Raw genomic sequence first — 23,149 nt, forward strand, 5'->3', positions numbered from 1 at the left:
TGCGCGGGAATGACGAAACAAGGGAATATTCGATGAAGGTCTATTACGACGCCGATTGCGACATCAACCTGATCACCGACAAGAAGATCGCGGTGCTCGGCTACGGCAGCCAGGGCCATGCCCACGCGCAGAACCTGCGCGATTCCGGCGTCAAAGACGTCGCGATCGCGCTGCGTGAAGGTTCGGCCACCGCGAAGAAGGCCGAAGGCGCCGGCTTCAAGGTGATGAGCAACGCCGAAGCCGCCAAGTGGGCGGACATCCTCATGGTCCTCGCGCCCGACGAGCATCAGGCGGCGATCTATGCGGCGGACCTGCACGACAACATGAAGTCGGGCGCTGCGCTTGCCTTCGCGCACGGCCTCAACGTCCACTTCGGCCTGATCGAGCCACGCCCCGACATCGATGTCATCATGATCGCGCCCAAGGGCCCCGGCCACACCGTGCGCAGCGAATACCAGCGCGGCGGCGGCGTGCCTTGCCTCGTCGCCATCGCGCAGGATGCGACCGGCAACGCGCACGACATCAGCCTCGCCTACGCGTCGGGCGTCGGTGGCGGTCGCTCGGGCATCATCGAAACCAACTTCCGCGAGGAATGCGAGACCGACCTGTTCGGCGAGCAGGCCGTGCTGTGTGGTGGTGCGACCGCACTCGTCCAGGCAGGCTTCGAGACGCTGGTGGAAGCCGGCTACGCGCCCGAGATGGCCTACTTCGAGTGTCTCCACGAGCTCAAGCTGATCGTCGACCTCATGTATGAGGGCGGCATCGCCAACATGCGTTACTCGATCTCGAACACCGCCGAATACGGTGACATCAAGACGGGCCCGCGCATCATCACCGAAGAGACCAAGAAGGAAATGAAGCGCGTTCTCGCCGACATCCAATCGGGTCGCTTCGTCAAGGACTTCGTGATGGACAACCGCGCCGGCCAGCCCGAGCTGAAGGCTTCGCGCAAGGCGTCCGAACGTCACCAGATCGAGGAAACCGGCGCCAAGCTGCGCGCAATGATGCCCTGGATCGGCGCCAACGCGCTCGTCGACAAGTCCAAGAACTAAGACTAATAGCTCGCGCGAGGCGCGCCGCAATCGGGCGGCGCGCCTCGCGGAGTTTCTCCCATGCGTTTTCGCAACCTCGCCATGGTGTCTCTGCTGACGCCGGCCTTTGCTTTGTCCGCCTGCAATCAGTCTCCGTCCGAAACCGCCGAGGACGACTTCGCGAGCCGCATCCAGGGTTCGCCCCCGGCGATGCAGGTCGACGCGACGCCTGTTCCCGAAGCGCCGATGGAGCCGGGCACCGTCACCGATCCTGCGTCTTCGAGCTGCGGTGCGCGGCTTGCCAAGGACTTCGTCGGACAGACCGACAGCCCCGATATTCGCGCGAAGATCACCGAAGCTGTTGGCGACAAGGCCCCCGGCGGTATAGAATTCGTGCAGCCCGGCGGATCGGCGAACGCCAAAGCACGACCCGACCGTCTGCGCGTGATGATCGACTATACGCAGACCGTGCGCGACTTGCGCTGCGGTTGACGGAGGGAACTCGGCAACGCAGCAACGGTCGAAGAAGTAACCGCCAGTAGCAAGGATCTCGAGATATGCATCGCAATCGCATCGCCACCGCCGCCTGCACATTGGCCCTCATCGCCAGCGTCCCCCTGCTCGCCGCGCAGAGCGAACCTGCGGCACCCAGCCAGGCCCCGGGCGCCGCCGAAGTCTCGCGCATCAGCGGCGGCACGTATCAGGCCGATCCCCAGCACACTCTGGTCGAGTGGAGCGTCGATCACATGGGCTTTTCGCCCTATTTCGGCCTGTTCGGTTCGATCGATGGCACCTTGCAGCTCGATCCCTCCAACCCCGAGGCCGCCAAGGTCGACGTCACGATCCCGGTCGCCAAAGTGACCACGGCTAGCGAAGGGCTGAACGAGCATCTCCTCAAGCCGGCCGAAGGCAGCGGCAAGCCCGACTTCTTCGGTGCCAATCCGCAGGACGCGAAGTTCGTATCGACCAAGGTGGAGAAGACCGGCGACGATACCGCTCAGATCACCGGCGACCTCACGCTCAATGGCTTTACTCGCCCGGTAACGCTCGATACCCACTTCTACGGCGCGGGCACGATGCGCGGGCAGGAAAATGTCGGCTTCGAGGCGACCGCGTCGATTATGCGCAGCGATTTCGGGCTCGGCTTTGCGGTCCCGTTGGTTTCGGACACGGTTGAACTGAAAATCGCCGCGGCCTTCACCAAGAGCGAGACGAATGCGCAGAAATAGGATCGCGATCGCTGCCGGCAGTCTTGCGGCGCTCGCGCTCGCAGGCTGCGCCGGCACCGAGCGACCGGGCGGTTCTTCCGAAGCGATGCCCGCATCCGACGAATGCGGCGCGCAGGCGCTGCAGGGCTACCTCGGCGCAGTCGCGACAGGCTCCGTCGAAGCCCGCATTCGCGAAGCCGCCGGCGAAGGCCGCGTGCGCGTCATCGGTCCGGATGATGTGGTGACCATGGACTTCAGGCCCGATCGCCTCAATGTCGAGACCGATGCCGAAGGCCGCATCGTGCGCATTCGCTGCGGTTGATCGCGCCAAAGTCGATCCCCGCTTTCGCGTCCGCCCCTTTACAAGCCTTGTGCCGGTGCCCATAGGGACCATGCATGACCTACCAGCTTGGCCTTCTTCTTCGACTTACGCGCCCTTGGGCGTGAGGTGATGCGTCGTTCCTGACGGCGCGCTCGGCGCCCAAGGGACTGAATTGCCATCCAAGTCGAAGAATTCCCGAGCGAGACTATCCATGACGATGCTGAAAGACCCCCAGGTCAAATACCGCCCGTTCCCGCAGATCGAACTGCCGAACCGGCAATGGCCCACGCGCACCATCGAAGCCGCGCCGCGCTGGCTTTCGACCGACCTGCGTGACGGCAACCAGGCGCTGATCGATCCGATGGGCGCAGAAAAGAAGAACCGCTTCTTCGAGCTGCTCGTCAAGATCGGCGTGAAAGAGATCGAAGTCGGCTTTCCGAGCGCAGGCGCGACCGAATTCGATTTCATCCGCGGGCTCGTCGATTCCGGCAAGATCCCCGAAGACGTGCTGGTGCAGGTTCTCACCCAGTCGCGGCAGGACCTGATCGAGCGCTCGTTCGAAAGCCTGGCGGGCGTTCACGCCGGCATCGTCCACGTCTACAACGCGGTGTCCCCGCTCTGGCGGCAAGTGGTGTTCGGCATGGAGCGCCACGAGATCCGCGGCATTGCCGAGAACGGGGCCAAGGTCATCCGCGACCAGATCGCCAAGTATCCGCAGACCAAGTGGCACGTCGAATACAGCCCCGAGACGTTCTCGACCGCCGAGCTCGATTTCTCGATCGAGTGCTGCGAAGCGGTGATGGAAATTCTGCAGCCGACACCCGAACATCCGATCATTCTCAACCTGCCCGCCACGGTCGAGGCGGCGACGCCCAACATCTACGCGGACCAGATCGAGTATTTCTGCCGCAACCTGCCCAACCGCGAGAGCGCGATAATCAGCCTGCACACGCACAACGATCGCGGCACCGGCGTCGCGGCGGCGGAGCTGGGACTGATGGCCGGAGCCGATCGCGTCGAGGGCTGCCTGTTCGGCAACGGCGAGCGTACCGGCAACTGCTGCCTGGTGACCGTGGCGCTCAACATGTACACGCAGGGCGTCGATCCCGGGCTCGACTTCTCGGACATCGACGAGGTCATCCGCACGGTCGAATACTGCAACCAGCTCAAAGTGCCTGAGCGGCATCCCTATGGCGGCGAACTGGTGTTCACCGCGTTTTCGGGCTCGCACCAGGATGCGATCAAGAAGGGTTTCGCCGCGCAGGAACAGCGCAACGATCAGTTCTGGTCGGTGCCTTACCTGCCGATCGATCCCGCCGATCTCGGCCGCAATTATGAGGCCGTAATCCGCGTCAATTCCCAGTCGGGCAAGGGCGGTTTCGCCTGGGTGCTCGAGCAGGATCAGGGGATCAAGCTGCCCAAGCGCATGCAGGCGCATTTCTCCAGCCATGTCCAGGAACTGGCCGACGAACTGGGCCGCGAACTGCAGGCAGGCGACATCTGGTCGGTGTTCCGCAAGGCCTATCGCCTGGACGATCCGCAGCACTTCCACCTCATCGAATACGAAGAAGCCCGCGCGCCCGATGGCAGCCGCATCTTCACCGGCAAGATCGGCGTCGATGGCCAGGAGCAGACCGTCTCGGGACGTGGCAACGGCCTGATCTCGTCGGTCGTGGCGACGCTCCGGGAAAGCTTCGGCGTCAATCTGGAAGTGCGCGACTACGCCGAGCACTCGATGGGCAAGAGCTCGGATGCGCGCGCGGCGGCTTATGTCGAATGCCTGCGCCCCGATGGCTCGACGGTGTGGGGTGTGGGCATCGACGAGGATATCGCGACCGCCAGCGTCCGCGCCGTGCTTAGCGCCGCCAACGCCTGAGCCGGCGCAGCGGGTCCCGGGGTGTCCCTTGATCGACGTGACCGTAGCATGGCTGGCAGCACGGGGACCGCTCGACAGGCGCTGCGTCTTTCGCCTATGCGGCGAATTAACCGCACGATTAAATGGATGACAGCATGCCCGTACCTGCTCTGCTCAAGGATTTGCGCATTCCGGTGATCGCGGCGCCGATGTTCATCGTTTCGACGCCAGACCTCGTCATTTCGCAAGTCCGCGCAGGTATCGTTGGCAGTTTCCCCGCGCTCAACGCCCGGCCCGCAAGCCAGCTCGACGAATGGCTGGCGAGGATCTCGGAGGAGACCGCCGACTGCGCCGCTCCCTATGCGGTCAATCTCATCGTCCACAAGACCAACACGCGGCTCGAGCAGGATCTGGCGCTGTGCGAGAAGTATCGCGTGCCGCTGGTGATCACCTCGCTCGGCGCGAATGTCGAGGTGAATGACGCGGTCCACGGCTGGGGCGGCCTGGTGTTCCATGACGTGATCAACGATCGGTTCGCACACAAGGCGGTCGAGAAAGGCGCGGACGGCCTGATCGCCGTCGCTGCCGGGGCGGGCGGGCATGCCGGCACGCAATCACCGTTTGCCTTGATGCAAGAGATCCGCGCCTGGTTCGACGGTCCGATCGCTCTGTCGGGCGCCATTGCTTGCGGCCGCTCGATCCTCGCTGCGCAAGCGCTGGGGGCGGACTTCGCCTATATCGGCTCGCCCTGGATCGCGACGACCGAAGCCAATGCAGTGGCCGATTACAAGCAAGCGATCGTCGCGGCCGGCGCCTCGGACATCGTCTATTCCGACCTCTTCACCGGCGTCCACGGCAACTACTTGCGGGCCTCGATTGCCGCAGCGGGTCTGGATCCCGATAACTTGCCCCCGAGCGATCAGAGTGCGCTGAACTTCGGTTCTGGCGGCAACCTGGACGCCAAGGCGTGGAAGGATATCTGGGGCGCAGGCCAAGGCCTCGCTACGATCGACAGCGTCACCAGTGTGGCCGAGCGCGTCACCCGTTTCGAACGCGAATACCTTCAGGCAATCGGGTCGCTGGCGGCCGTCACGCGCGCGTAAGCTTGGCGGGGCGCTTGCCAGGTATCGCTGACCGGTTCGGGTCGCCCGTCAGGCCCCGCACCACACCAGCAGCAATTTGCCGAAGCGCGAGGGTTCGACAAAGACCGCGCCCTCGTCCCCGAGTTCGATCCTGATCGGATCGTTTGGCACCCCCGACCGCATCAAATGATCGACCAGGCGGATTGCCGTGCGCAAGGTTGTGGCGGGTGCATCGCCCGAGGCCGGCTGCACTTGCAATTCCTGGCCCAGGAAATGCGCGAGGCCCTGGCTTCGCACCGAGCCATCGTCGTTCGGCAGCAGAGCGGTCAGGCCCAGCGCGGGAAACGGCCCGCCCTTAAGCCAGGTTTCGCTGACCCGCATGAAATAGCCCGGCTCCATCAAGGTTTGCGCGGGACCATAGCCCACCGCCTGCACAGCGAGCGGGCCGATGACGCTCGCGGCAATTCCGCACATCGCGCGCACCACGGACGGCATGCCTCCTGCGGATGCGAGGTGCGGCCCGGGTGCGATCGTGATCGCTTGCAGGGGCTCCAGATCGCGCTCGGGTTCGAACCCGTAACGGATCCGGGAAATTGCGGCATCGCAGGGAGCGCCTGGCGTCAGCACGGCAACATCGAAGGTCATGCCGCTGCAAAGCAGTTCCACTCTACCGGTTTCGTCCGCGCTGCGATGGCTGATCCTGGCGACGGCTCGCCCGGAACGCGCTTCGCCCAGCGCGGTTTCGAACCCGGCTTCATCCGGCCGCTCGTCCGGTCTGAAAAAGAGCGACAACGCCGCTTCGCCGGTATTCCTTCCCAGCCTCTCGTTACCCCGAAACGGCCCGGATTCGACTTCTGGCAGTGACATAGGCGCTTGCCCCATGCGCGGTGCGGAACCTGTAAAAGCCATCGACCCAGCCTCGTCCAATCAGAAGATTGCCCATTTCCAGCCCTTGTGCAAAGGCCTCGCCAAGCTCGGCGCATTGCTTTGTGGCCGCCTCGCTCAGCGTCTTTTGTGCGAGAATAGCCTCCGGTGTCTGCGCGGCAAGGTTCACGATCAACGGTTCGGCGACACGACGCAGCCGCCATCCCTTCGCGATCCGGTCGATCTGCGCCTGCGCGCCCGTGCCATCCGACCCCGCCGCGATCGCGGTCGCATAAGGCCGACCCTCGATCCGCCCCAGCACCGGATAATACGTGCGGTCGAACATCTCCTTCATCAGGCCGGACATCGATGCGAGATTCTCCGGGCAGACGAACAGCAGGCCCCCCGCTTTCAGCAGGTCATCCGGGACAACGTCCGCCGCGGGCAGCAGCCGGGCCGAACCACCCGCCCCTGCAGCCGCCGCGCGCGCCATGGCTTCTGATGCGCCGGTTCGGCTGTGCCAGATGATCGCAAGCGTGATACCGCCTCCCTCGCTGTGCCCGCGAGGCTCGGTCGCACGACACGTGGCTGATGACAACCTGCGTAAGCCCCTTCCGCGCGACCGCCGCATGGCTTAGCGAGGACGGCATGGCTCAGGCATCCTTGTCCATCTCCGCCATTCGCACCTCAATCACTGGCAAGAGCTGGCGCTGGCGCGGCGGCAACATGGAGCTCGGCGATCAGGGCTTCGGCCTCGAGGACGATATCGTCTCGCAACTGCTGCTTTCGCGCGGAATTGCACGCGACGATCTCGACCGGCAGCGCACGCCGTCCCTGCGTGCATTCCTCCCCGATCCTTCGGCGCTGCGCGACATGGATCAGGCCGCCGACCGTCTGGCGCAAGCGGTGATGACCCACGAGCAAGTCACCGTTTACGGCGATTACGACGTCGACGGCGCCACCAGCGCGGCCCTGCTGATCCGCCTGCTGCGCATGCTTGGGCACGACGCGCGCTACTACATTCCCGACCGCCTGCTCGAAGGCTACGGCCCATCGGGCGAGGCGCTCGTCCGGCTCGCGCGCGAGGGATCGAGCCTCATCGTCACGGTCGATTGCGGCGCGATGGCGCACGATGCCTTGGCGATGGCACATGCCGAAGGCGTCGACGTGATCGTCGTCGATCACCACAAGTGCGCCAGCGAACTGCCGCTCACCGCCGCGCTGGTCAATCCGAACCGCCTCGACGAAAGCGAGATCGGTGCGGGGCACGGCCATCTCGCAGCCGTCGGCGTCGCCTTCCTGCTCGCCATCGCGACGGTGCGCACCTTGCGCCAGCGCGGCTATTTCGAGGCTCGCGCCGAGCCCGACTTGTTCGCGCTGCTCGATCTCGTGGCGCTCGGCACTGTGGCCGACGTCGCCGCGCTGCATGGGCTGAACCGCGCCTTCGTCGCCCAAGGGCTCAAGGTCATGGCGCGGCGCGAGAACGTCGGCATGGCGGCGCTGGTCGATGCCAGCCGCTTGAGCCGCGCGCCGACTTGCAGCGACCTCGGCTTCGCGCTGGGCCCCCGGATCAATGCGGGCGGCAGAGTCGGCGAAGCCACGCTCGGCGTGCGCTTGCTGACGACGACCGATCCCGAGGAAGCGCGCGCGATCGCCGCGCAGCTGTCGCAGCTCAACGAAGAACGCCGCGCAATCGAAGCGGAAGTTCAGGAAGCGGCCGAAAACCTCCTTGCGGCGCAGCACAACCGCGCGGTCGCCGTGGTCGCCGGCAAAGGCTGGCACCCCGGGGTGATCGGCATCGTCGCAGGCCGGATCAAGGAAAAAACCGGTAAGCCGGTGCTGGTGATCGCGCTCGACGATAGCGACGGCCTCGATTCGCAAGGGAAGGGATCGGGCCGCTCGATCCCCGGCGTCGATCTGGGCGCCGCGATCATCGCCGCGCGCGAAGCCGGCCTGCTGGTGGCCGGCGGCGGTCACGCCATGGCCGCGGGACTCACCGTGAGCGCGGACAAGATCGACGCCTTGGCCGATTGGCTCGATGACCGGCTCGGCGCGGATGTCGCGGCGGCGGCTTGGAGCCGCAGCGTGGCGCTCGATCTCGCGGTGGCACCCGCCGGACTGACGCCGATGCTGGTCGAGACGCTCGAAAGCGCGGGGCCCTATGGCATGGGCTGGCCCGGCCCCAGAGTCGCGGTGGGGCCCTTGCGGATCGTCAAGGCGGACGTCGTGGGCAACGGGCACGTGCGGCTTATCACCAGCGGCGCGGATGGCCAGCGCCTCAAAGCGATCGCCTTCCGCGCCGAGGAAAGCGAGCTTGGGCAAACCTTGCTTCATGCCAAGGGCGATCGCCGCTTGTGGCTCGCCGGCCGCCCGAAGATCGACGATTGGGGTGCGCGCGTGCAGGCCGAATTGCTGATCGACGATGCCGCCTGGGCGGACTGAGGCATCACCTTCGCGCCGCTCCTGTCCGATTATTCCCCTCCCGGGACTTGACCCCTCCACCCCGCTTGCCTAAAGGCGCGGCCTGCTTTTGCTGCAGACCGGCATGGCCCCTTCGTCTAGCGGTTAGGACGCGGCCCTTTCACGGCTGAAACACGGGTTCGATTCCCGTAGGGGTCACCATACCGGCGCAGCAAAGCCGCCTTCGTGCGGCCCCTTCGTCTAGCGGTCAGGACGCGGCCCTCTCACGGCTGAAACACGGGTTCGATTCCCGTAGGGGTCACCAGGCAGCACGACCTGAGCAGTGAAGCTTGTCGCTTCCCTTCCTGCAGCTGCGACGAGCTTCCGCCTGACACCTCCCGCTCCATGCAGAGTCCTAGGTGCTTTCCGCGCAGTTCCATGCGAACGCGCCGGCAAGCGTCGCTTTCCCGGTCAAAACAAATCCGCATTGGCGACCGTGGCCCCAGCAGGTGCATAGGTAAGTCATCATGGAAAAGAACAGAAAGAGCGCAGTTCTCGAGCTGCGACGCATGGCGCTTTGGATCGTGATTGTCGGGGTGCTGATGGTCGCGGCGGCGCTGACCTATATCTGGGCGATGGATGCTTGGAGTCTGCACGCAGTGATCGCCACCATCCTGGGGGTCTTCTTCTCGGTGCTGTTGGGATGCGGTCTCTTCGCGTTGGCCTTTTTCAGCGACAAGAGCGGGCACGATGCAGACGTGAGCGCCGCCGGATCTTCCAGGCCGCGCGTACCGCAGAAGGACATTCGCTAGCCGTCGGAGCAACGACGGGGACGCGGCACGGGTGCAGAGCGACGGCTAGATCCCCGCCTCGCGGCGGATTTCGTCCAACATCGCCACCCACACCTTTTCGCACGTCGCAGGCGAGACTCGTGACTTGCGCGCCGCTTTCGCGAACGAAGCGGTGGTGGGATCGTGCAGCCAGTTGAAGACTGTCGCGACCGCCGCTTTCGCCATGGCCTCGCTGTCCTGACGGGTCACGGCACCGGTATCGGCCACGACTTTGTGCACCCGATCGATCAGTGACAACCTGTTGCTCCTTGTCTGACGTCCGGATCTGGCAGTTCGAACGTTACGTAGAAACTCAGGGTCTGGTGTCATCGTTAACCGATCGAAGCAAGCGGTCGTCGTCAGCGGCCAAGCCACTTATCGACATTTCGAAGTCGCAGTTTCGCGCTCCTCGTCCGACGCTTTAGCGGCAAGCGGACCAACCCGCCATGCGGCCCGCCTGATCCAGATGGAAGTGATCGGCATGCGCGGCATTGTATTCGGGCGAAAGCACGGTCGAGAAGACGAGGCAGGCCCCGTCGCGGGCCGTTCGCAGGAAGCTGGCGGCATCCTCGTCCGTCCCCTTCCAGTCTGCGAGTACGCGAATCCGGCGACCGTCCGCGAGCACGAATCCGGCAATGTCGATCGCATTGCCGGTGGCGTGTTCGCTCCAGTTGCCGCTGTCCCCGCCGCCGATTCGACGGCAGTTCGCCGTACCGAGATGCTCCATCGCGACGACGCGCGATCCCAGAATGGTTTCTGCCGCAGGCTGCACCTCGTGCCGCATCCACCACGCCAGCGCCGCGTGGACGGCGCACGTGGCGGGCGGCGCGCCGGGTTGGAAGACGAGGCCGGAAGCGCGATCGTTTTCCAGCACCACGCGATCGGCTCTGCGGCAGGTCCCCTCCCCCGCTGGATCGAGGCTTTCGAAGCCTATGTCGCTGCGTTCGAGAAAGGCCCGGCATGCGCCGGGTTCGTCCCGCAAGGCCGAAAGCTTGCGCGATGTGGCCCACCCGGCGGGATCGGCGATGTCCAGCGGAGCCCACGGGTCATGCTCGGGATGATCGTGCAGCCAGGCGCGGGCGAACAGCAGCAGCGCCGCGAGCACGAAGAGGGCGAAGATCCAGCCATCGATCGGCGGCCGCCGGCGCTGTCCATATCTGCCCACTCGTCAGCAACGCCTCATCGGCCTTTCGGGTTGCGAACCCGCCGCGCGTCATGCCGAAAGTTCGTCGACCCGATGCCGCGGTTCGAGCCAGCGGGGTTCAGGCGGTCGGGCATCCGTGCGGCACCGTGACCGGCTCTGCCCGGTCAATGAAAGTCGCGGGACTTGGGCAGCACGCGCGGGATCACGCGGACGTCGCGCGGGTGGCCCTGATGGAAGCCGCATTCGCGATTGCCCGGGCCGGGTGGCTGCCAGGGCTCGACCGGCGCGAAAGGATCCTCGGCGCCTTCGCGCAAGTTGTCGCGCGGATTGCGCTTGCCCGAAGGCAGCGGGCTGTTGACGTGATCGGCGCGTGCCAGATGCGCGGGCAGCAGATCCTCGGACAAACGATGCAGTTCCTGCGTGGCATCGGTCATGTGCGCGGCGATCACGTGGATCACTTCATCGTCGTATTCGACCCGGCCGCGCACTTCCATCAGCCGCGCGCCCATCACCACCTTGCGCTGCTTCTCCTTGAGATCGGGCCAGACCACCAGGTTCACCACCCCGGTCTCATCCTCCAGCGTGATGAAGCACACCCCCTTGGCCGAACCCGGCCGCTGGCGGATCAGCACCACGCCTGCCACTTGCACCATCGCGCGGAACTTGCGGCTGCGAAGGTCGCAGGCGCGGACGAAGCCGCGCTCGGCAAGGCTGGCACGCAGGAAGGCCATCGGGTGCGCCTTCAGCGACAAGCGCTGGGTCTGGTAGTCGGCTACCACTTCCTCGCTGAGCGGCATCCGGGGCAGCTGTGTCGCGGTGCGTTCCGCGCCTTCGTCCCGAGCCTGTGCCGCCGCGAACAGCGGCAAATCTGGCCCGGCGATCAGGCTGCGCGCCTCCCACAAGGCCTGCCGCCGCCCCAGCGCGATCGAGCCGAAAGCGTCGGCGGACGCTAGCCGCTCGATCAGCGCAGGCGAAAGCCCCGCCCGCTCGCGCAGCGCGGCGACATCGGCGAAGGCGCCGCCCTCCTCGCGCGCGGCAAAGAGACGCGCGGCGGCGGCCTCGGGGAAGCCGTCGATCTGGCGCAGACCTAGGCGCAAGGCGACGGGGCAGTTCTGCTTGGCATGCGCCCCGGCCCACCCCGCTGCGGCTAAGCTCGCCTGTGGCTCGCCAAGCCTCGCTCCCCTCCCGCTTGCGGGAGGGGCAGTGAGACTTGCGTCCGCGCAGCGGGCGCTAGTCGCAACGGGGTGGGCTGCCGCATCCTCCACAACCTCCAGCGTGCAATCCCACGCACTCGCGTTCACATCAACCGGCAGCACCATCACGCCATGCTCGCGCGCATCGCGCACGATCTGCGCCGGCGCATAGAACCCCATCGGCTGCGAATTGAGCAGCGCGCAGCCGAAAGCCGCCGGAAAGTGGCACTTGAGCCAGCTCGAAACGTAGACGAGGTGGGCAAAGCTTGCCGCGTGGCTTTCGGGAAAACCGTATTCGCCGAAACCGCGGATCTGGTTGAAGCAGCGTTGCGCGAAGTCGGGATCGTAGCCGCGCGCGACCATGCGATCGACCATCATGTCCTGCAACTCGTCAACCATTCCGCGCGAGCGGAAGGTCGCCATCGCCTTGCGCAACCGGTTCGCTTCCACGCTCGAGAACTTCGCCGCATCGAGCGCGATCTTCATCGCCTGCTCCTGGAAGATCGGCACGCCCAAGGTGCGTTCGAGAATGCTCGACAATTCGTCGGGCGGGCCGTGTTCGGGCGCCGGCGCGGGGATCCGCACCTGCTCCTCGCCGCGCCGCCGCTTGAGGTAGGGATGGACCATGTCGCCCTGGATCGGACCGGGGCGCACGATCGCCACCTGGATGACCAGATCGTAGAACTCGCGCGGACGCAGGCGCGGCAGCATGTTCATTTGCGCGCGGCTCTCGACCTGGAACACGCCGAGCGAATCGCCCTTGCGCAGCATCGCGTAGACCTCCGGGTCCTCGCGCGGGACGGTGGCGAGCGTCAGCTCGCGGCCATGGTGCGCGCCCAGCAGATCGAGGCATTTGCGGATGCAGGTCAGCATCCCCAGCGCCAGCACGTCGACCTTGAGGATGCCGAGCGCGTCGATGTCATCCTTGTCCCACTCGATGAAGCTGCGATCGGGCATGGCGCCGTTGCCGATCGGCACGGTCTCGGTCAGCGGTCCCTGGGTTAGGATGAAGCCACCGACATGCTGGCCCAAGTGGCGAGGCATCCCTATCATTTGCTGGGTCAACTTAAGAACACGCCTTAAGTGGGGATCGGTTACGTCCATGCCGGTTTCGGAGACATGCTTCTCGCCGATCTCGTTCCCCCACCCGCCCCACACGGTGCGTGACAGCGCGGCGGTGACGTCTTCGGTAAGGCCCATCGCCTTGCCGACTTCGCGGATCGCCATGCGCGGGCGATAGTGGATCACGGTCGCGCACAAGCCGGCGCGGGCACGGCCGTACTTGGCATAGATGTATTGGATCACTTCCTCGCGCCGTTCGTGCTCGAAATCGACGTCGATATCGGGCGGCTCCTTGCGCTCCTCCGAGATGAAGCGGTCGAACAGCAGCGCGTGCTTGGCCGGGTCGACCGCCGTGATCTCGAGGCAATAGCAGACCGCCGAATTGGCCGCCGAACCGCGCCCCTGACACAGGATCGGCGGATCCTGATTCCGAGCGAAATCAACGATATCCTTGATAGTTAGAAAGTACCTTGCGAGCTGCAGCTTCGCGATCAGTGCCAGTTCGCGCCGCAGCGTGTCGCGCACGGTTTCGGGCACGCCCCCCGAATAGAGATGGGCCGGGTAGCGGCCATCGGCACCCTGCCACGTCAGTTCCTCGAGCCGCGCCTGCGGTTCGAGGCCGCCGGGGCAGATTTCCTCGGGATATTCGTATTGCAGCTCATCAAGACTGAAGCGGCAGGCATCGGCGACTTCGCGCGCGGCGGTGATCGCATGCGGCCAGCGCTCGAACAGGCGGACCATCTCGTCCGGCGACTTCAGGTGTCGCTCTGCATTGGCTTCCAGCGCGAAGCCGGCGCGCGCCACCGTGGTCTTATGGCGGATCGCGGTCATCACATCCTGCAGCGGGCGGCGTTCGGGCTCGTGGTAGAGCACATCGTTGGTGGCCAGGATGCCGAGGCCGTTCTCGCGCGCCATGGCATTGAGCGCCTCGATCCGCGCCACGTCGTCGCCGCAGTAGAGGTAGCAGGCGGCGATGTGGCGCAGCGTGGGCAACTGGGGAGTCAGGTGCGGGAGCAGTTCGGTGAGGGGGGCGGTCAACATACTCCCCTCCCGCTTGCGGGAGGGGGCGGGGGTGGGCTCAGCGACAGGCCGGCCCGGCGAACCTTCCGTGGTTTCGCGCCCACCCCTAACCCCTCCCGCAAGCGGGAGGGGGATGACGTTGCTCTCGACCGCCACCGTAAATCGCGCCTCCAGATCGCGGGGCGGCACCAGGATCAACTGCACGCCCTCGGCCTGCGCGGCGAGCATCTCCAGCGAGATCTCGCATACGCCTTTCTCCTGCCACTCGCCCGATAGCGTACCCATCCGCCCCGCCGAGATCAGCCGGCACAGCCGCCCGTAGGCCGCGCGGTCGGTGGGATAGGCGAGGAACGCCAGCCCCTCGACCGTCTCGACGCGGCAGCCGATCACCGGCCGCAGCTTCAGCGTCGCCGCCTCGGTGTGCACGCGCACGACACCTGCCATCGAATTGACGTCGGCAATGCCCAGCGCATCGTAGCCGAGCTTCCATGCGGTCTCGACCAGATCGGCCGCATCCGAAGCCCCGCGCAGGAACGAGAAGCAAGTCGCCACGCCCAGCTCGACGAAAGCCGCACGCTGGGGCGCGGGAATCGTATCGGGATCGACCGCGATGCGGCGGGGATCGGGTGTGAGGGGACCTTCGGGCATTTTCCGACAACAAGTTCGAGGGACAAATGTTCCTTATATGTTCCGTCCATCACAAAGGCGAGTCTCCTTTCGGCCCGCCCCCGGCACACGGTGGCGCCGTAGACGGAACGAACCGGCGTACCGGGCGCTATTGGGGCAAAGGAGACTCCCCCATGACCATGATCCAGACTCGCGACACCACTCGCCTTTACGTCAAGACGCTGGGCGAAGGCCGCCCCGTGATCCTCATCCACGGCTGGCCGCTGTCGGCCGATTCGTGGGATCCTGTGATGATGGCGCTGGCCGAGAACGGCTATCGCGCCATCGCTTACGACCGTCGCGGCTTCGGTCGCTCCGACCAGCCACCCAAGGGCTACGACTACGATACGTTCTCGGATGATCTTGCCGACTTCATGGCCGCGACCGGCGCGACGCAGGACGCCGCGCTCGTCGGCTTCTCGATGGGTGGCGGCGAGATCGCGCGGTACATGTCGCGCCATGGCGGCAAGGGCGTGAGCCAGGCGGTGCTGGTCTCCTCGGTGGTGCCCTACATGCTCCAAACCGACGACAATCCCCAGGGCGTTCCGGACAGCGTGTTCCAGGAGATGACCGAGGGCATGAAGAAGGATTTTCGCCACTTCTTCAAGGGCTTCTTCAAGGATTTTTACGGCGTAGGTATGCTGACTCATCCGGTCAGCGACGAGGAACTGCACTGGGCTTGGGCAACCACCATGCAGGCGGGGCAATACGCCACGCTGCAATCAGCGGCGGCTTTTGCCTACACCGATTTCCGCCCCGACCTCGCGCACTTCAAGGTGCCGACGCTGGTGATCCACGGAACGGCGGATGAGACCGTGCCGATCGAGGCGACCGCGCACCAAGTGATCGACAAAGTGCCGCAGGCGGAATTGATCGAATACGATGGCGAGCCGCACGCCGTCTTCGCCACGCAGACGCAGCGCCTGATCGGCGATCTGCTCAACTTCCTTGCGGGTCGCAAGGCCGAGGATCGGCAGGAAATTCTCGATGCGGTGACGGCAAACAGCCTTTCCGTCGATCCGCTCTGATCAGGCGGGCAGCACCATCCGCACCAAGGGTCTGGCGGCTCCGGTCGCCAGGCACTCCTTCATCTCGATTTCGGTTTCGACGAAGCCGATCTTAGCGAGCACCCGCCCCGACGCGGGGTTGTCGGTGAAGTAGCCCGCCATCAGCGTACCGGGCCCAAGCAAGCCGATGCCATAGGCGGCGACGGCGCTCGCGGCTTCGGTCGCGTAGCCCCGACCCCAGCAATCGCGCGCGAAGTAGTACCCCAGTTCCGCCTTTCCGGTCTCGCGATCGAGATGCAGCCCGATCATGCCGATGACCGCGAGCGGATCGCCGGTGGTGACGGCCCAGACACAATCGGGCGGGACGATCGCATCGAGGAAGAACCGCGCATCGACCTCGGTATAAGGGTGCGGGACACGGGCGACGCGCCGCGCGATCTCGAAGTCGCCGGCGATGGCTAGGATCGCGGCGATGTCGTCCGTGACCGGAACGCGCAGGCGAAGCCGCGCGGTTCGCAGATGATCGCCGCGTGCTGCGGCTTCCTCGAATCGGTGGACACTGGTTTGCATGCGCCCAGCCTATCCGAACAGGCCCTGCAGGAACCAGTCGGGCGTGCCGCCGCGCCCGTCCCCGGCAATACCGCTACGGTAGATCCAGTAGCGCCGGCCCTCGCCATCCTCGATGCGATAGTAATCGCGCAGCCGCGCCGAACCGCGTTCGCGCCACCATTCTGGCGCGATGCGTTCGGGTCCTTCGACGCGCAGCACCTCGTGCACCGTACCGCGCCAGCGGAACTTGCGCGGCAGGCCATCGGGGCTCTCGTAGATGACCGCGATATGCTCGGGGCGATCCAGCATTTTCAAAGGCCTGTGATGGAAATCGAACTCCTCCAGTGAGGTTTTTTCCGGCTCGAGCGGGCCCTGCCAGCGTTGTGCGCGCTCCGGCATATGGCTCGCGCGTGAAACCGGGCGGCGCACGGCCTCCATCCCTAGCCGCACGACGAGCCGGTCGATGCAGGCGGCCAGACTGGTGCCGGGTCCGTCGCCCTCGCCGTCCTGCTCGATATCGGCCTGGACCAGTGCCAGCGGCTCGGTCCAGGCGGCACGCAAGCGCACCATTTCGAAGCCAAAGCCGGCGTCGACATCCTCAAGCCGTCGGTCGAACAGGCTCGCGATGTGCGCGGCCGCGCGGCTGGGCGCGGCCATCTCGACCCGGCGCACCACCACCTCGCCATCGACGCGCCACATGCCGAGTTCGAGCCGGCGCGCGCCGAGGCCGCGCCCTTCGAGCTGACGCGCCATGTCCTCGGCAAGGTCGGCGACGACGCGGTCGAGCAGCGTGCGGTGGCGGATCGGCTCCATCAGCCGGCGCTGCGCCAGCGGGGCATGCGTTGCGATCACCGGCAACAGCGGCTCGGGCACACGTCCAAGCAACTGGTCCAGGCGGATCAGCGGATTGGCCGCGGCCGAACGGCGATTGCGGAAGCGCCGCACCAGCGCCTCGCGCTTAACGCCATGAAGGTCGCCGAGCCGCTTCAGGCCCAATCGGCGCAGCACGGTGAGCGTATCGTCATCAAGCCGCAGCGCCGCGACCGGCAGCGCGCCGAGCCGCGCGGCGGCATCGTCCTCGGCCCGCAGGATCGCGCTTTGGCCGCCCCCCGCGCGACCGTGATGCGCCAGCGCCCAGGCGGCGCCCGCCGTGGGCGCGATGGCGAAGCGCGACGCCAGCGCACGGCGCGCGAAAGCGGCGCGGGCATCGGCCAGCAGGCCTTCCTCGCCGCCGAACAAGTGCGCGACGCCAGTGACGTCGACGATCAGTCCGTCGGGCGGATCGAGCGCGCTCCACGGTCCCCAGCGCTGCGCCCAGAGCGCGAGCTTTTCGAGGAAAGCGAGGTCGCCAGCGGGATCGGACGGCGCGACGGCCAGCTGCGGGCACAGCGTACGCGCATCGGCCAGCATCATCCCCGGCTGCGCGCCTGCTTCGAGCCCCGCGTCGTTGGCGGCGGCAATGCGTGGCCCGTGCGCGGTCTCGGTGATGAGCGCGAGCGGGGCCGCATCGGCGCCCTCGCCCATCGCCAATCCTTCGCTCAGACGCCAGCGGTCAATCGCGAGCCGCGCGCACCAGATCGCGAGGATTCGGCGGGACGCCGCGCCGGGCGGCGGCGCATGCGGCGGGGCCGGCGGCTCGCGCCCCATCGCCTTCAGCGGCAGGAGCGGGAGCGGGCCGGGCATGTCAGCCGGTCTCGCTGCGCGCTTCCTGGCCTTCCTGCCGTGCCAGCCTGTCCTGTCTGGACATCGTCGCGCCGAACAGGCCGTGCGGCACCATGGTGAGCGGTTCGGAAGATGCGGCAGCGGGACGCTCGGCAGCCAGGACGCCGTCGTCACGCAAGGTCCAGGTTCCCGGCGGGTGGCGACGCGCGCGGAACAGCTCGGCGCGCCAGGTGGGGGTGCCGGGCGCCTGCGGGTTCCAGCGCGGTGGTGGCGAGGCGGCGGCGGCGGCCTCCCAGCGCATTCGCGCCGAGGAGAGATCGCGCCGCGCATCGATCCGCACCAGCCAGAACGGGACGCCGTGGCGCTCGGCGGCAAGGCTGAGCCGGCGCGAGGCGGTGAAGTCGAGCGCGCGCGGATTGCCCGCGATTTCCCCTACCACGAATGCAAGATCGCGGCAGCGCAGCCCTTCCTCGAGCGCGAACAGCGCATCTTCCGCGCTCGCGGCGGCGACGTGGATCAGGCGGTGGCGCAAGCCCCGCGGCAGTCCGGGGCGATAGGGCCGGCCAGAGCGGCGTAGCGCCTCACGGTCCTGCACCCACAGCCACATGCGCTCGTCCGGCACATCGGCGACGGGATCGGGGCGCGCGGCGCGCATCCGGTCCCGCGCGAAAGCGAGCGCCAGCGCGGTGCCGGTCGCCTCGCCGCCGCGTGCGAAAATCTCGGCATGGGGCACTTCGTCGGAGACTTCGCCGGGCCGCCATTCGGCCTTGCGCACGGCAGTGAGAGCCCCGGGCGCGGGGATCGCGGGAGGGGCTTCGGAGGGAATCGAATCGGGTGTCGCTTGAGCCATGTTCTATTTATGTTCTCACGCACGCCGATGCGCAAGAACCTCTCGGGACAGGTCCACAAGAGGAAGGGGCCTTGCGGCCCCTTCCCCCTTGTCGTCGAATGATCCGATCAGTTGACCGGCGGCACCGGCTGCGGCGGCGCGTCGGGATCGTCTTCGTGCACTTCGACACGGCCGAGACCCACGTGGCTCTTGCGATAGCCGTAAAGGAAATAGACCACGAGGCCGATTCCGCCCCAGACGGGCAGCACCATCTTCGCCTCGAACGGCAGGTTGAAATAGAGCCCGAGCGTGCCGATGATCGCCAAGGGCGCGACCACCCACACCAGCGGCGTGCGGAACGGGCGATGCCGATCGGGCTGGGTACGGCGCAAGATCAACACCGCGATCGCGACCATGAAGAACGCAAACAGCGTGCCCGAGTTCGAAATGTCGGCCAGCTGACCGACCGGCAGGAAGGCGGCGAAGAAGGCCACCGCAACACCCGTGATCATCGTGACGATGTGCGGCGTCTTCCATTTGGGGTGGATCGAAGCGAGCTTCTCGGGAAGCAGGCCGTCACGCGCCATCACGAAGAAGATGCGCGTCTGGCCGAACAGCATGATCAGGATCACCGAAGGCAGCGCCAGGAACGCCGCGACGCCGATCAGGTCACCGATCCGCGCCCATCCGATCTCGCGCAGAACATGCGCAAGCGCCTCGCGCGAGCAGACCAACGGCTCAGTCCCCGCCGCGATCAGCGACTGGCACTGCTGCGCCAGCTCCGGCGTTCCCGGAGCGAGAATTTCGCCGTTGGGACCGTACACCGGCTGTGCGCCCAGCGCGCCAATCGCCCCTGCCGCGACGAGCAAGTAGAAGATGGTACAAATCGCGAGACTGCCGACCAGCCCGATCGGCACGTTGCGCTGCGGATTCTTGGTTTCTTCGGCCGCGGTCGAGACCGCGTCGAAGCCGACATAGGCGAAGAAGATCGAAGCCGCCGCGCCGACCGCGCCGAGCCCCGCGCCCTGGCCGTTGCCGAACCAGCCATTGGGCATGAACGGTTCGAAGTTGGCTCCACGCACGACCGGCAGAGTGAGCGCGATGAACACGGTGAGCGCAGCCACCTTGATCGTCACCAGCACTGCATTGACTCGCGCGCTCTCGCTGGTGCCGATCATCAGCAGCAGCGTGACCAGCAACGCGATCACCAGCGCCGGCAGGTTGACGATCCCGCCCGCATAGGGTCCGACCACCAAGGTCGGCGGCAGCGCGATCCCCCAGGAATTGAGCAGGCCGACGAAGTAGCCCGACCAGCCCACCGAGACCGCGCTGGCGGCGACGGCATATTCGAGGATCAGCGCCCAGCCCACCATCCAGGCGAGCAGCTCGCCCATGACCGCGTAGGTATAAGTATATGCCGAGCCCGACACGGGCACCATCGAAGCGATTTCGGAATAGCACAGCGCCGCAACGCCGCAGACAACCGCCGCGATCACGAAGGCCCACATCATGCCGGGCCCCGCCTTCTGCGCGGCTTCCGACGTCAGGACGAAAATGCCGGTGCCGATGATGGCACCTACGCCTAGCAGGGTTAACTGGATCGCGCCCAGTGTGCGCGTGAGGGATTTCTTCTCGGCTGTCGCCAAAATGGCGTCCAGCGGCTTCACGCGTCCGAAGATCATGCGGGAAAGGGCTCCTGCCGGGGCGTGCGACGGACTGCCCGCCGCATCAGCCGGAAAGCGCAGATGCTTATGCGCTTTTTCCCCGCACGCAATACCCCCTGCCCGCTAACCCCCAATCGCGTTCCTTGCATCAACCCGCTTTGCGCCGGGCCGGCCTGCGCGCTAGAAGCGCCGCCATGTCCACGACCTTTCAGCTCGACACCGCGACCAGCCGTGCCAATCCGACCCCGCAGCCGATGAAGCGGCTGACCGTACCCGCGATCAAGCGTCGCAAGTCAGACGGCAAAACCGACGAGCCGCTGGTCATGCTCACCGCCTATACCGCGCGTCAGGCCCAGTTGCTCGATCCGCATTGCGACATGCTGCTGGTGGGAGATTCGCTCGGCCAAGTGATCTACGGGTTGCCTTCGACACTGCCGGTCACGCTCGACATGATGATCGCGCATGGCGCAGCCGTGGTGCGCGGCAGCTATCATGCGCTGGTGATCGTCGACATGCCGTTCGGCGCCTACGAGGCGAGCCCGCAGGATGCCTTTCGCGCCGCCAGCCGGATCATGGCCGAGACCGGAGCCGCGGCAGTCAAGCTGGAAGGCGGGCAAGCGATAGCCGAGACAATCGCGTTCCTGTCCGCGCGCGGCATTCCGGTGATGGCGCATGTCGGCCTCACCCCGCAGGCGGTCAATGCGCTGGGCGGCTACGCCGCACGCGGACGCAGCCAGGAGGAGCACGAGAAGATCCTGGCGGACGGGAAGGCCGTGGCCGATGCGGGCGCCTTCGCGATGGTCGTGGAAGGCGTCGTCGAACCGATCGCGGTGGCGCTGACCGGCGCGGTCGAAGTGCCCGTGATCGGCATCGGCGCATCGGCGCAATGCGACGGACAAGTGCTCGTCACGGAAGACATGCTGGGCATGTTCGAGCGCGTGCCGCGCTTCGTGAAACGTTATGGCGACATGGCGGGATACATCTCGGAGACGGCGGCGAACTATGCCAGCGAAGTCCGCTCCCGCGCCTTTCCCACCGAAGCGCAGACCTATCAGCCCAAGTCCTGAGCGGCGCGCCTAGCCTCGCGAATCGGCAAGCTTGATACGGGCTTGCGCGAGCAGCGCATTGTCCCCCATCATCGCGCGGGCCTTGTCGAGCAGGGCCGCGGCCGTTTGCGGTCTGCGCCCGCCTTCGACCAGCGCGAGCCCGAGCGCCTGGCTGGCGACCGGATTGGCGCGCTGCAGGCGATACGCGCCTTGCGCTTCGACCTCGCCTTCTGCGGCATCGCCGGCGCCGATCTCGACCATGGCAAGATCGGCCAGAAGCTGCACATCGCGGCCGCTGCCGGTCTGGGAGAGATATTCGAGGATCCTCTCGGCGCGGGCCAGGTCGTTCGCGCGCACCGCGAGTATCGCGGCAAGCCGCAGCGCAGTGCGACTGGTCGGCGTCTGCAGGAGATAGCCTCTCACGAGCAACTGCGCCCCGGCGAAGTCCTGCCGCGCCAGCGTCGCCTGGAAGCGCCGCAGCAGCAGGCCGTCCGACATGCGGATCGCACCCGCCGCCGCATAGCGAACGTCCGCCTCCGCGGCGTTGCCGAGCGCGAGCTGGACGTCGCCGGCGGCAAGCAGGTTTTCGCGGTTGCCGGGTAGTGCCGCGCGCCTGGCCTCGGCGAGCCGTTGCGCCTCCTGCAACCGACCCTGCGCCAGCAGTTCGCCGACCGGGCCCTTGTCGGCTTCCGGCCGAAAGCTGGCCGTGCGCGGCGCGGCGGCGCGATCGAGCAAAGGCGCGGCATTCTCGCGCTCGCCGAGAACCTCATAGGCACGCGCGACCGTGGTGAGAAGGTAGGGATCGGCACCCGGATCCGCGACCGCGCTGGCCATGCGACGTGTGAGATATCGATACTCACCACCGAGATAGAGCGCGCGCGCCAGCAGATGACGCGCCCTGACGTTGTCGGGGTGTCGTTCGAGAAAGATCTCGAGCTGCTCGGCGGCCACCGCTGCGTTGCCTGCCCCAAGCTCGAGCGTGGCCTCGAACAACATGACCGCCGAGACGCTTGCGAGCTTGTTGCCGGTGCGGTTCAGCAAAGCGCGGGCAAGCTCGAAATTGCCCGCACGCGCGGCGATCACCGACTGGAGGAAATAGGCCTGCGGATTTCCTGGCGAGAGTTCGAGCACGCGTCGCGTGACCACGACCGCCTCGCTTGCGCGATTGAGCTCCCCGAGCGTCGCGGCGTACTCGAGAAGGACGGGGACATCATTCGGATCCTGCGACAGCGCCGCCTCGAACCAGGGCAGCGCGGCGCGCAGGCCGTAGCCATCGCGCACGAGTTGCCCGCGAAACAGCAGGGCCGCGGTATCCGACGGATCGAGCGCCACGGCATGGTTCGCCGCCTCGATGGCGAGCGCATGCTGCCCTCCCCGATAGCGCAACCGCCCGATCTCGACCCAAAGACTGGCATCATCGGGATCGACCTTGAGGGCCTTGTCGTAGGCCTTGCCGGCGGCAGGCAAGTTGCCATCACGCTGCTCGAGGCGTGCCAGCGCGCGAAAGCCGGCGAAGGCGGTGTCGGCCGTGAAATTCTGCGGTTCGAGCCAGCGTCGCGCCCGGTCCGGCGCATCACGCGCCAGCATCGCTTCCCCCATCAGGGCCGCGAGCGCTTGGGGTGGCACTCCTGCGTCGAGCGCCTTGCCGAGCTTGACTTCGGCATCAACGCCGTCGCCGCGTTCGAGGGCCGCGCGGGCTTGCTCGATCAACTCGC

The 23,149-nt window shown here is 66.5% G+C and carries 19 protein-coding genes, 2 tRNA genes and 1 pseudogene; 12 read left to right on the top strand and 10 right to left on the bottom strand.

Annotated features, from left to right (window positions below; translation table 11 throughout):
• The first annotated feature begins 32 nt into the window (after positions 1-32).
• The 6 genes from ilvC to GQO94_RS01865 all read left to right on the top strand — a co-directional run bounded on the left by ilvC (position 33) and on the right by GQO94_RS01865 (position 5,519).
• Positions 33-1,052: a ketol-acid reductoisomerase gene (gene ilvC / locus GQO94_RS01840; protein WP_156839434.1), complete on the top strand. Its 1,020-nt coding sequence runs from the start codon at positions 33-35 to the stop codon at positions 1,050-1,052.
• Between the two features lie 60 nt (positions 1,053-1,112).
• Entirely contained in the window at positions 1,113-1,523 is a 411-nt protein-coding gene (locus GQO94_RS01845) for a hypothetical protein (protein ID WP_156839435.1), read from the top strand.
• A 65-nt stretch (positions 1,524-1,588) separates the two neighbouring features.
• On the top strand, positions 1,589-2,260 hold the full coding sequence (locus GQO94_RS01850) for a YceI family protein (RefSeq protein ID WP_156839436.1): 672 nt from the start codon (positions 1,589-1,591) through the stop codon (positions 2,258-2,260).
• Positions 2,247-2,561 (top strand): I78 family peptidase inhibitor, encoded by a 315-nt coding sequence (locus GQO94_RS01855; RefSeq protein WP_156839437.1) that lies wholly within the window; start codon positions 2,247-2,249, stop codon positions 2,559-2,561. Before GQO94_RS01850 ends, GQO94_RS01855 begins: the two co-directional genes overlap by 14 nt.
• A gap of 211 nt (positions 2,562-2,772) precedes the next feature.
• Positions 2,773-4,437 carry a 2-isopropylmalate synthase gene (gene leuA / locus GQO94_RS01860; protein ID WP_156839438.1) on the top strand — a complete coding sequence of 555 codons (1,665 nt, stop codon included), beginning with the start codon at positions 2,773-2,775 and terminating at the stop codon, positions 4,435-4,437.
• 134 nt (positions 4,438-4,571) lie between these two features.
• Positions 4,572-5,519 carry an NAD(P)H-dependent flavin oxidoreductase gene (locus tag GQO94_RS01865; protein ID WP_156839439.1) on the top strand — a complete coding sequence of 316 codons (948 nt, stop codon included), beginning with the start codon at positions 4,572-4,574 and terminating at the stop codon, positions 5,517-5,519.
• 48 nt (positions 5,520-5,567) lie between these two features.
• Here GQO94_RS01865 and GQO94_RS01870 read toward each other — a convergent pair whose 3' ends face one another.
• A complete protein-coding gene (locus GQO94_RS01870; protein WP_156839440.1) occupies positions 5,568-6,365 on the bottom strand; it encodes a hypothetical protein in 798 nt (265 codons plus the stop codon).
• 70 nt (positions 6,366-6,435) lie between these two features.
• Positions 6,436-6,855, bottom strand: a pseudogene (locus tag GQO94_RS01875) (flavodoxin family protein); the annotation flags it as partial.
• A gap of 155 nt (positions 6,856-7,010) precedes the next feature.
• Here GQO94_RS01875 and recJ point away from each other — a divergent pair.
• The 4 genes from recJ (at position 7,011) to GQO94_RS01895 (ending at position 9,574) form a co-directional block, all read left to right on the top strand.
• Positions 7,011-8,804, top strand: coding sequence for a single-stranded-DNA-specific exonuclease RecJ (recJ, locus tag GQO94_RS01880; protein ID WP_156839441.1), 1,794 nt, complete (start codon positions 7,011-7,013; stop codon positions 8,802-8,804).
• A gap of 105 nt (positions 8,805-8,909) precedes the next feature.
• Positions 8,910-8,984: transfer RNA gene (locus GQO94_RS01885), tRNA-Glu, on the top strand.
• Between the two features lie 28 nt (positions 8,985-9,012).
• Positions 9,013-9,087 (top strand) — tRNA-Glu (locus tag GQO94_RS01890).
• Between the two features lie 244 nt (positions 9,088-9,331).
• Entirely contained in the window at positions 9,332-9,574 is a 243-nt protein-coding gene (locus GQO94_RS01895; protein ID WP_156839442.1) for a hypothetical protein, read from the top strand.
• Positions 9,575-9,619: 45 nt separating this feature from the next.
• On the opposite strand, the gene GQO94_RS01900 is transcribed toward GQO94_RS01895, so the two are convergent.
• The 3 genes from GQO94_RS01900 to GQO94_RS01910 form a co-directional block, all read right to left on the bottom strand.
• The gene (locus tag GQO94_RS01900) at positions 9,620-9,850 is read right to left on the bottom strand and encodes a hypothetical protein (protein WP_156839443.1); all 231 of its coding nucleotides are present in this window, start codon (positions 9,848-9,850) and stop codon (positions 9,620-9,622) included.
• 163 nt (positions 9,851-10,013) lie between these two features.
• Positions 10,014-10,757, bottom strand: coding sequence for an extensin-like domain-containing protein (locus GQO94_RS01905; RefSeq protein ID WP_156839444.1), 744 nt, complete (start codon positions 10,755-10,757; stop codon positions 10,014-10,016).
• Between the two features lie 143 nt (positions 10,758-10,900).
• On the bottom strand, positions 10,901-14,659 hold the full coding sequence (locus GQO94_RS01910) for an error-prone DNA polymerase (RefSeq protein WP_156839445.1): 3,759 nt from the start codon (positions 14,657-14,659) through the stop codon (positions 10,901-10,903).
• Positions 14,660-14,811: 152 nt separating this feature from the next.
• Here GQO94_RS01910 and GQO94_RS01915 point away from each other — a divergent pair, with 152 nt between their 5' ends.
• Positions 14,812-15,705, top strand: a complete 894-nt coding sequence (locus GQO94_RS01915; RefSeq protein ID WP_156839446.1) for an alpha/beta fold hydrolase — start codon at positions 14,812-14,814, stop codon at positions 15,703-15,705.
• On the opposite strand, the gene GQO94_RS01920 is transcribed toward GQO94_RS01915, so the two are convergent.
• From GQO94_RS01920 to GQO94_RS01935, 4 genes are all read right to left on the bottom strand, one after another.
• Positions 15,706-16,254 (bottom strand): GNAT family N-acetyltransferase, encoded by a 549-nt coding sequence (locus tag GQO94_RS01920; protein ID WP_156839447.1) that lies wholly within the window; start codon positions 16,252-16,254, stop codon positions 15,706-15,708.
• A gap of 9 nt (positions 16,255-16,263) precedes the next feature.
• The gene (locus GQO94_RS01925) at positions 16,264-17,880 is read right to left on the bottom strand and encodes a DUF6504 family protein (RefSeq protein ID WP_156839497.1); all 1,617 of its coding nucleotides are present in this window, start codon (positions 17,878-17,880) and stop codon (positions 16,264-16,266) included.
• 37 nt (positions 17,881-17,917) lie between these two features.
• Positions 17,918-18,745, bottom strand: coding sequence for a hypothetical protein (locus GQO94_RS01930; RefSeq protein ID WP_232332714.1), 828 nt, complete (start codon positions 18,743-18,745; stop codon positions 17,918-17,920).
• Between the two features lie 107 nt (positions 18,746-18,852).
• The gene (locus GQO94_RS01935) at positions 18,853-20,406 is read right to left on the bottom strand and encodes an amino acid permease (RefSeq protein ID WP_156839448.1); all 1,554 of its coding nucleotides are present in this window, start codon (positions 20,404-20,406) and stop codon (positions 18,853-18,855) included.
• Positions 20,407-20,582: 176 nt separating this feature from the next.
• On the opposite strand from GQO94_RS01935, the gene panB reads away from it, so the two are divergent.
• Positions 20,583-21,455, top strand: a complete 873-nt coding sequence (gene panB, locus GQO94_RS01940) for a 3-methyl-2-oxobutanoate hydroxymethyltransferase (protein WP_156839449.1) — start codon at positions 20,583-20,585, stop codon at positions 21,453-21,455.
• A 9-nt stretch (positions 21,456-21,464) separates the two neighbouring features.
• Here panB and GQO94_RS01945 read toward each other — a convergent pair whose 3' ends face one another.
• Positions 21,465-23,144 (bottom strand): tetratricopeptide repeat protein, encoded by a 1,680-nt coding sequence (locus tag GQO94_RS01945; protein WP_198045745.1) that lies wholly within the window; start codon positions 23,142-23,144, stop codon positions 21,465-21,467.
• Positions 23,145-23,149 lie beyond the last annotated feature (5 nt).

The organism is Novosphingobium aquimarinum, assembly GCF_009746585.1.
Taxonomy (GTDB): Bacteria; Pseudomonadota; Alphaproteobacteria; order Sphingomonadales; family Sphingomonadaceae; genus Novosphingobium; species Novosphingobium aquimarinum.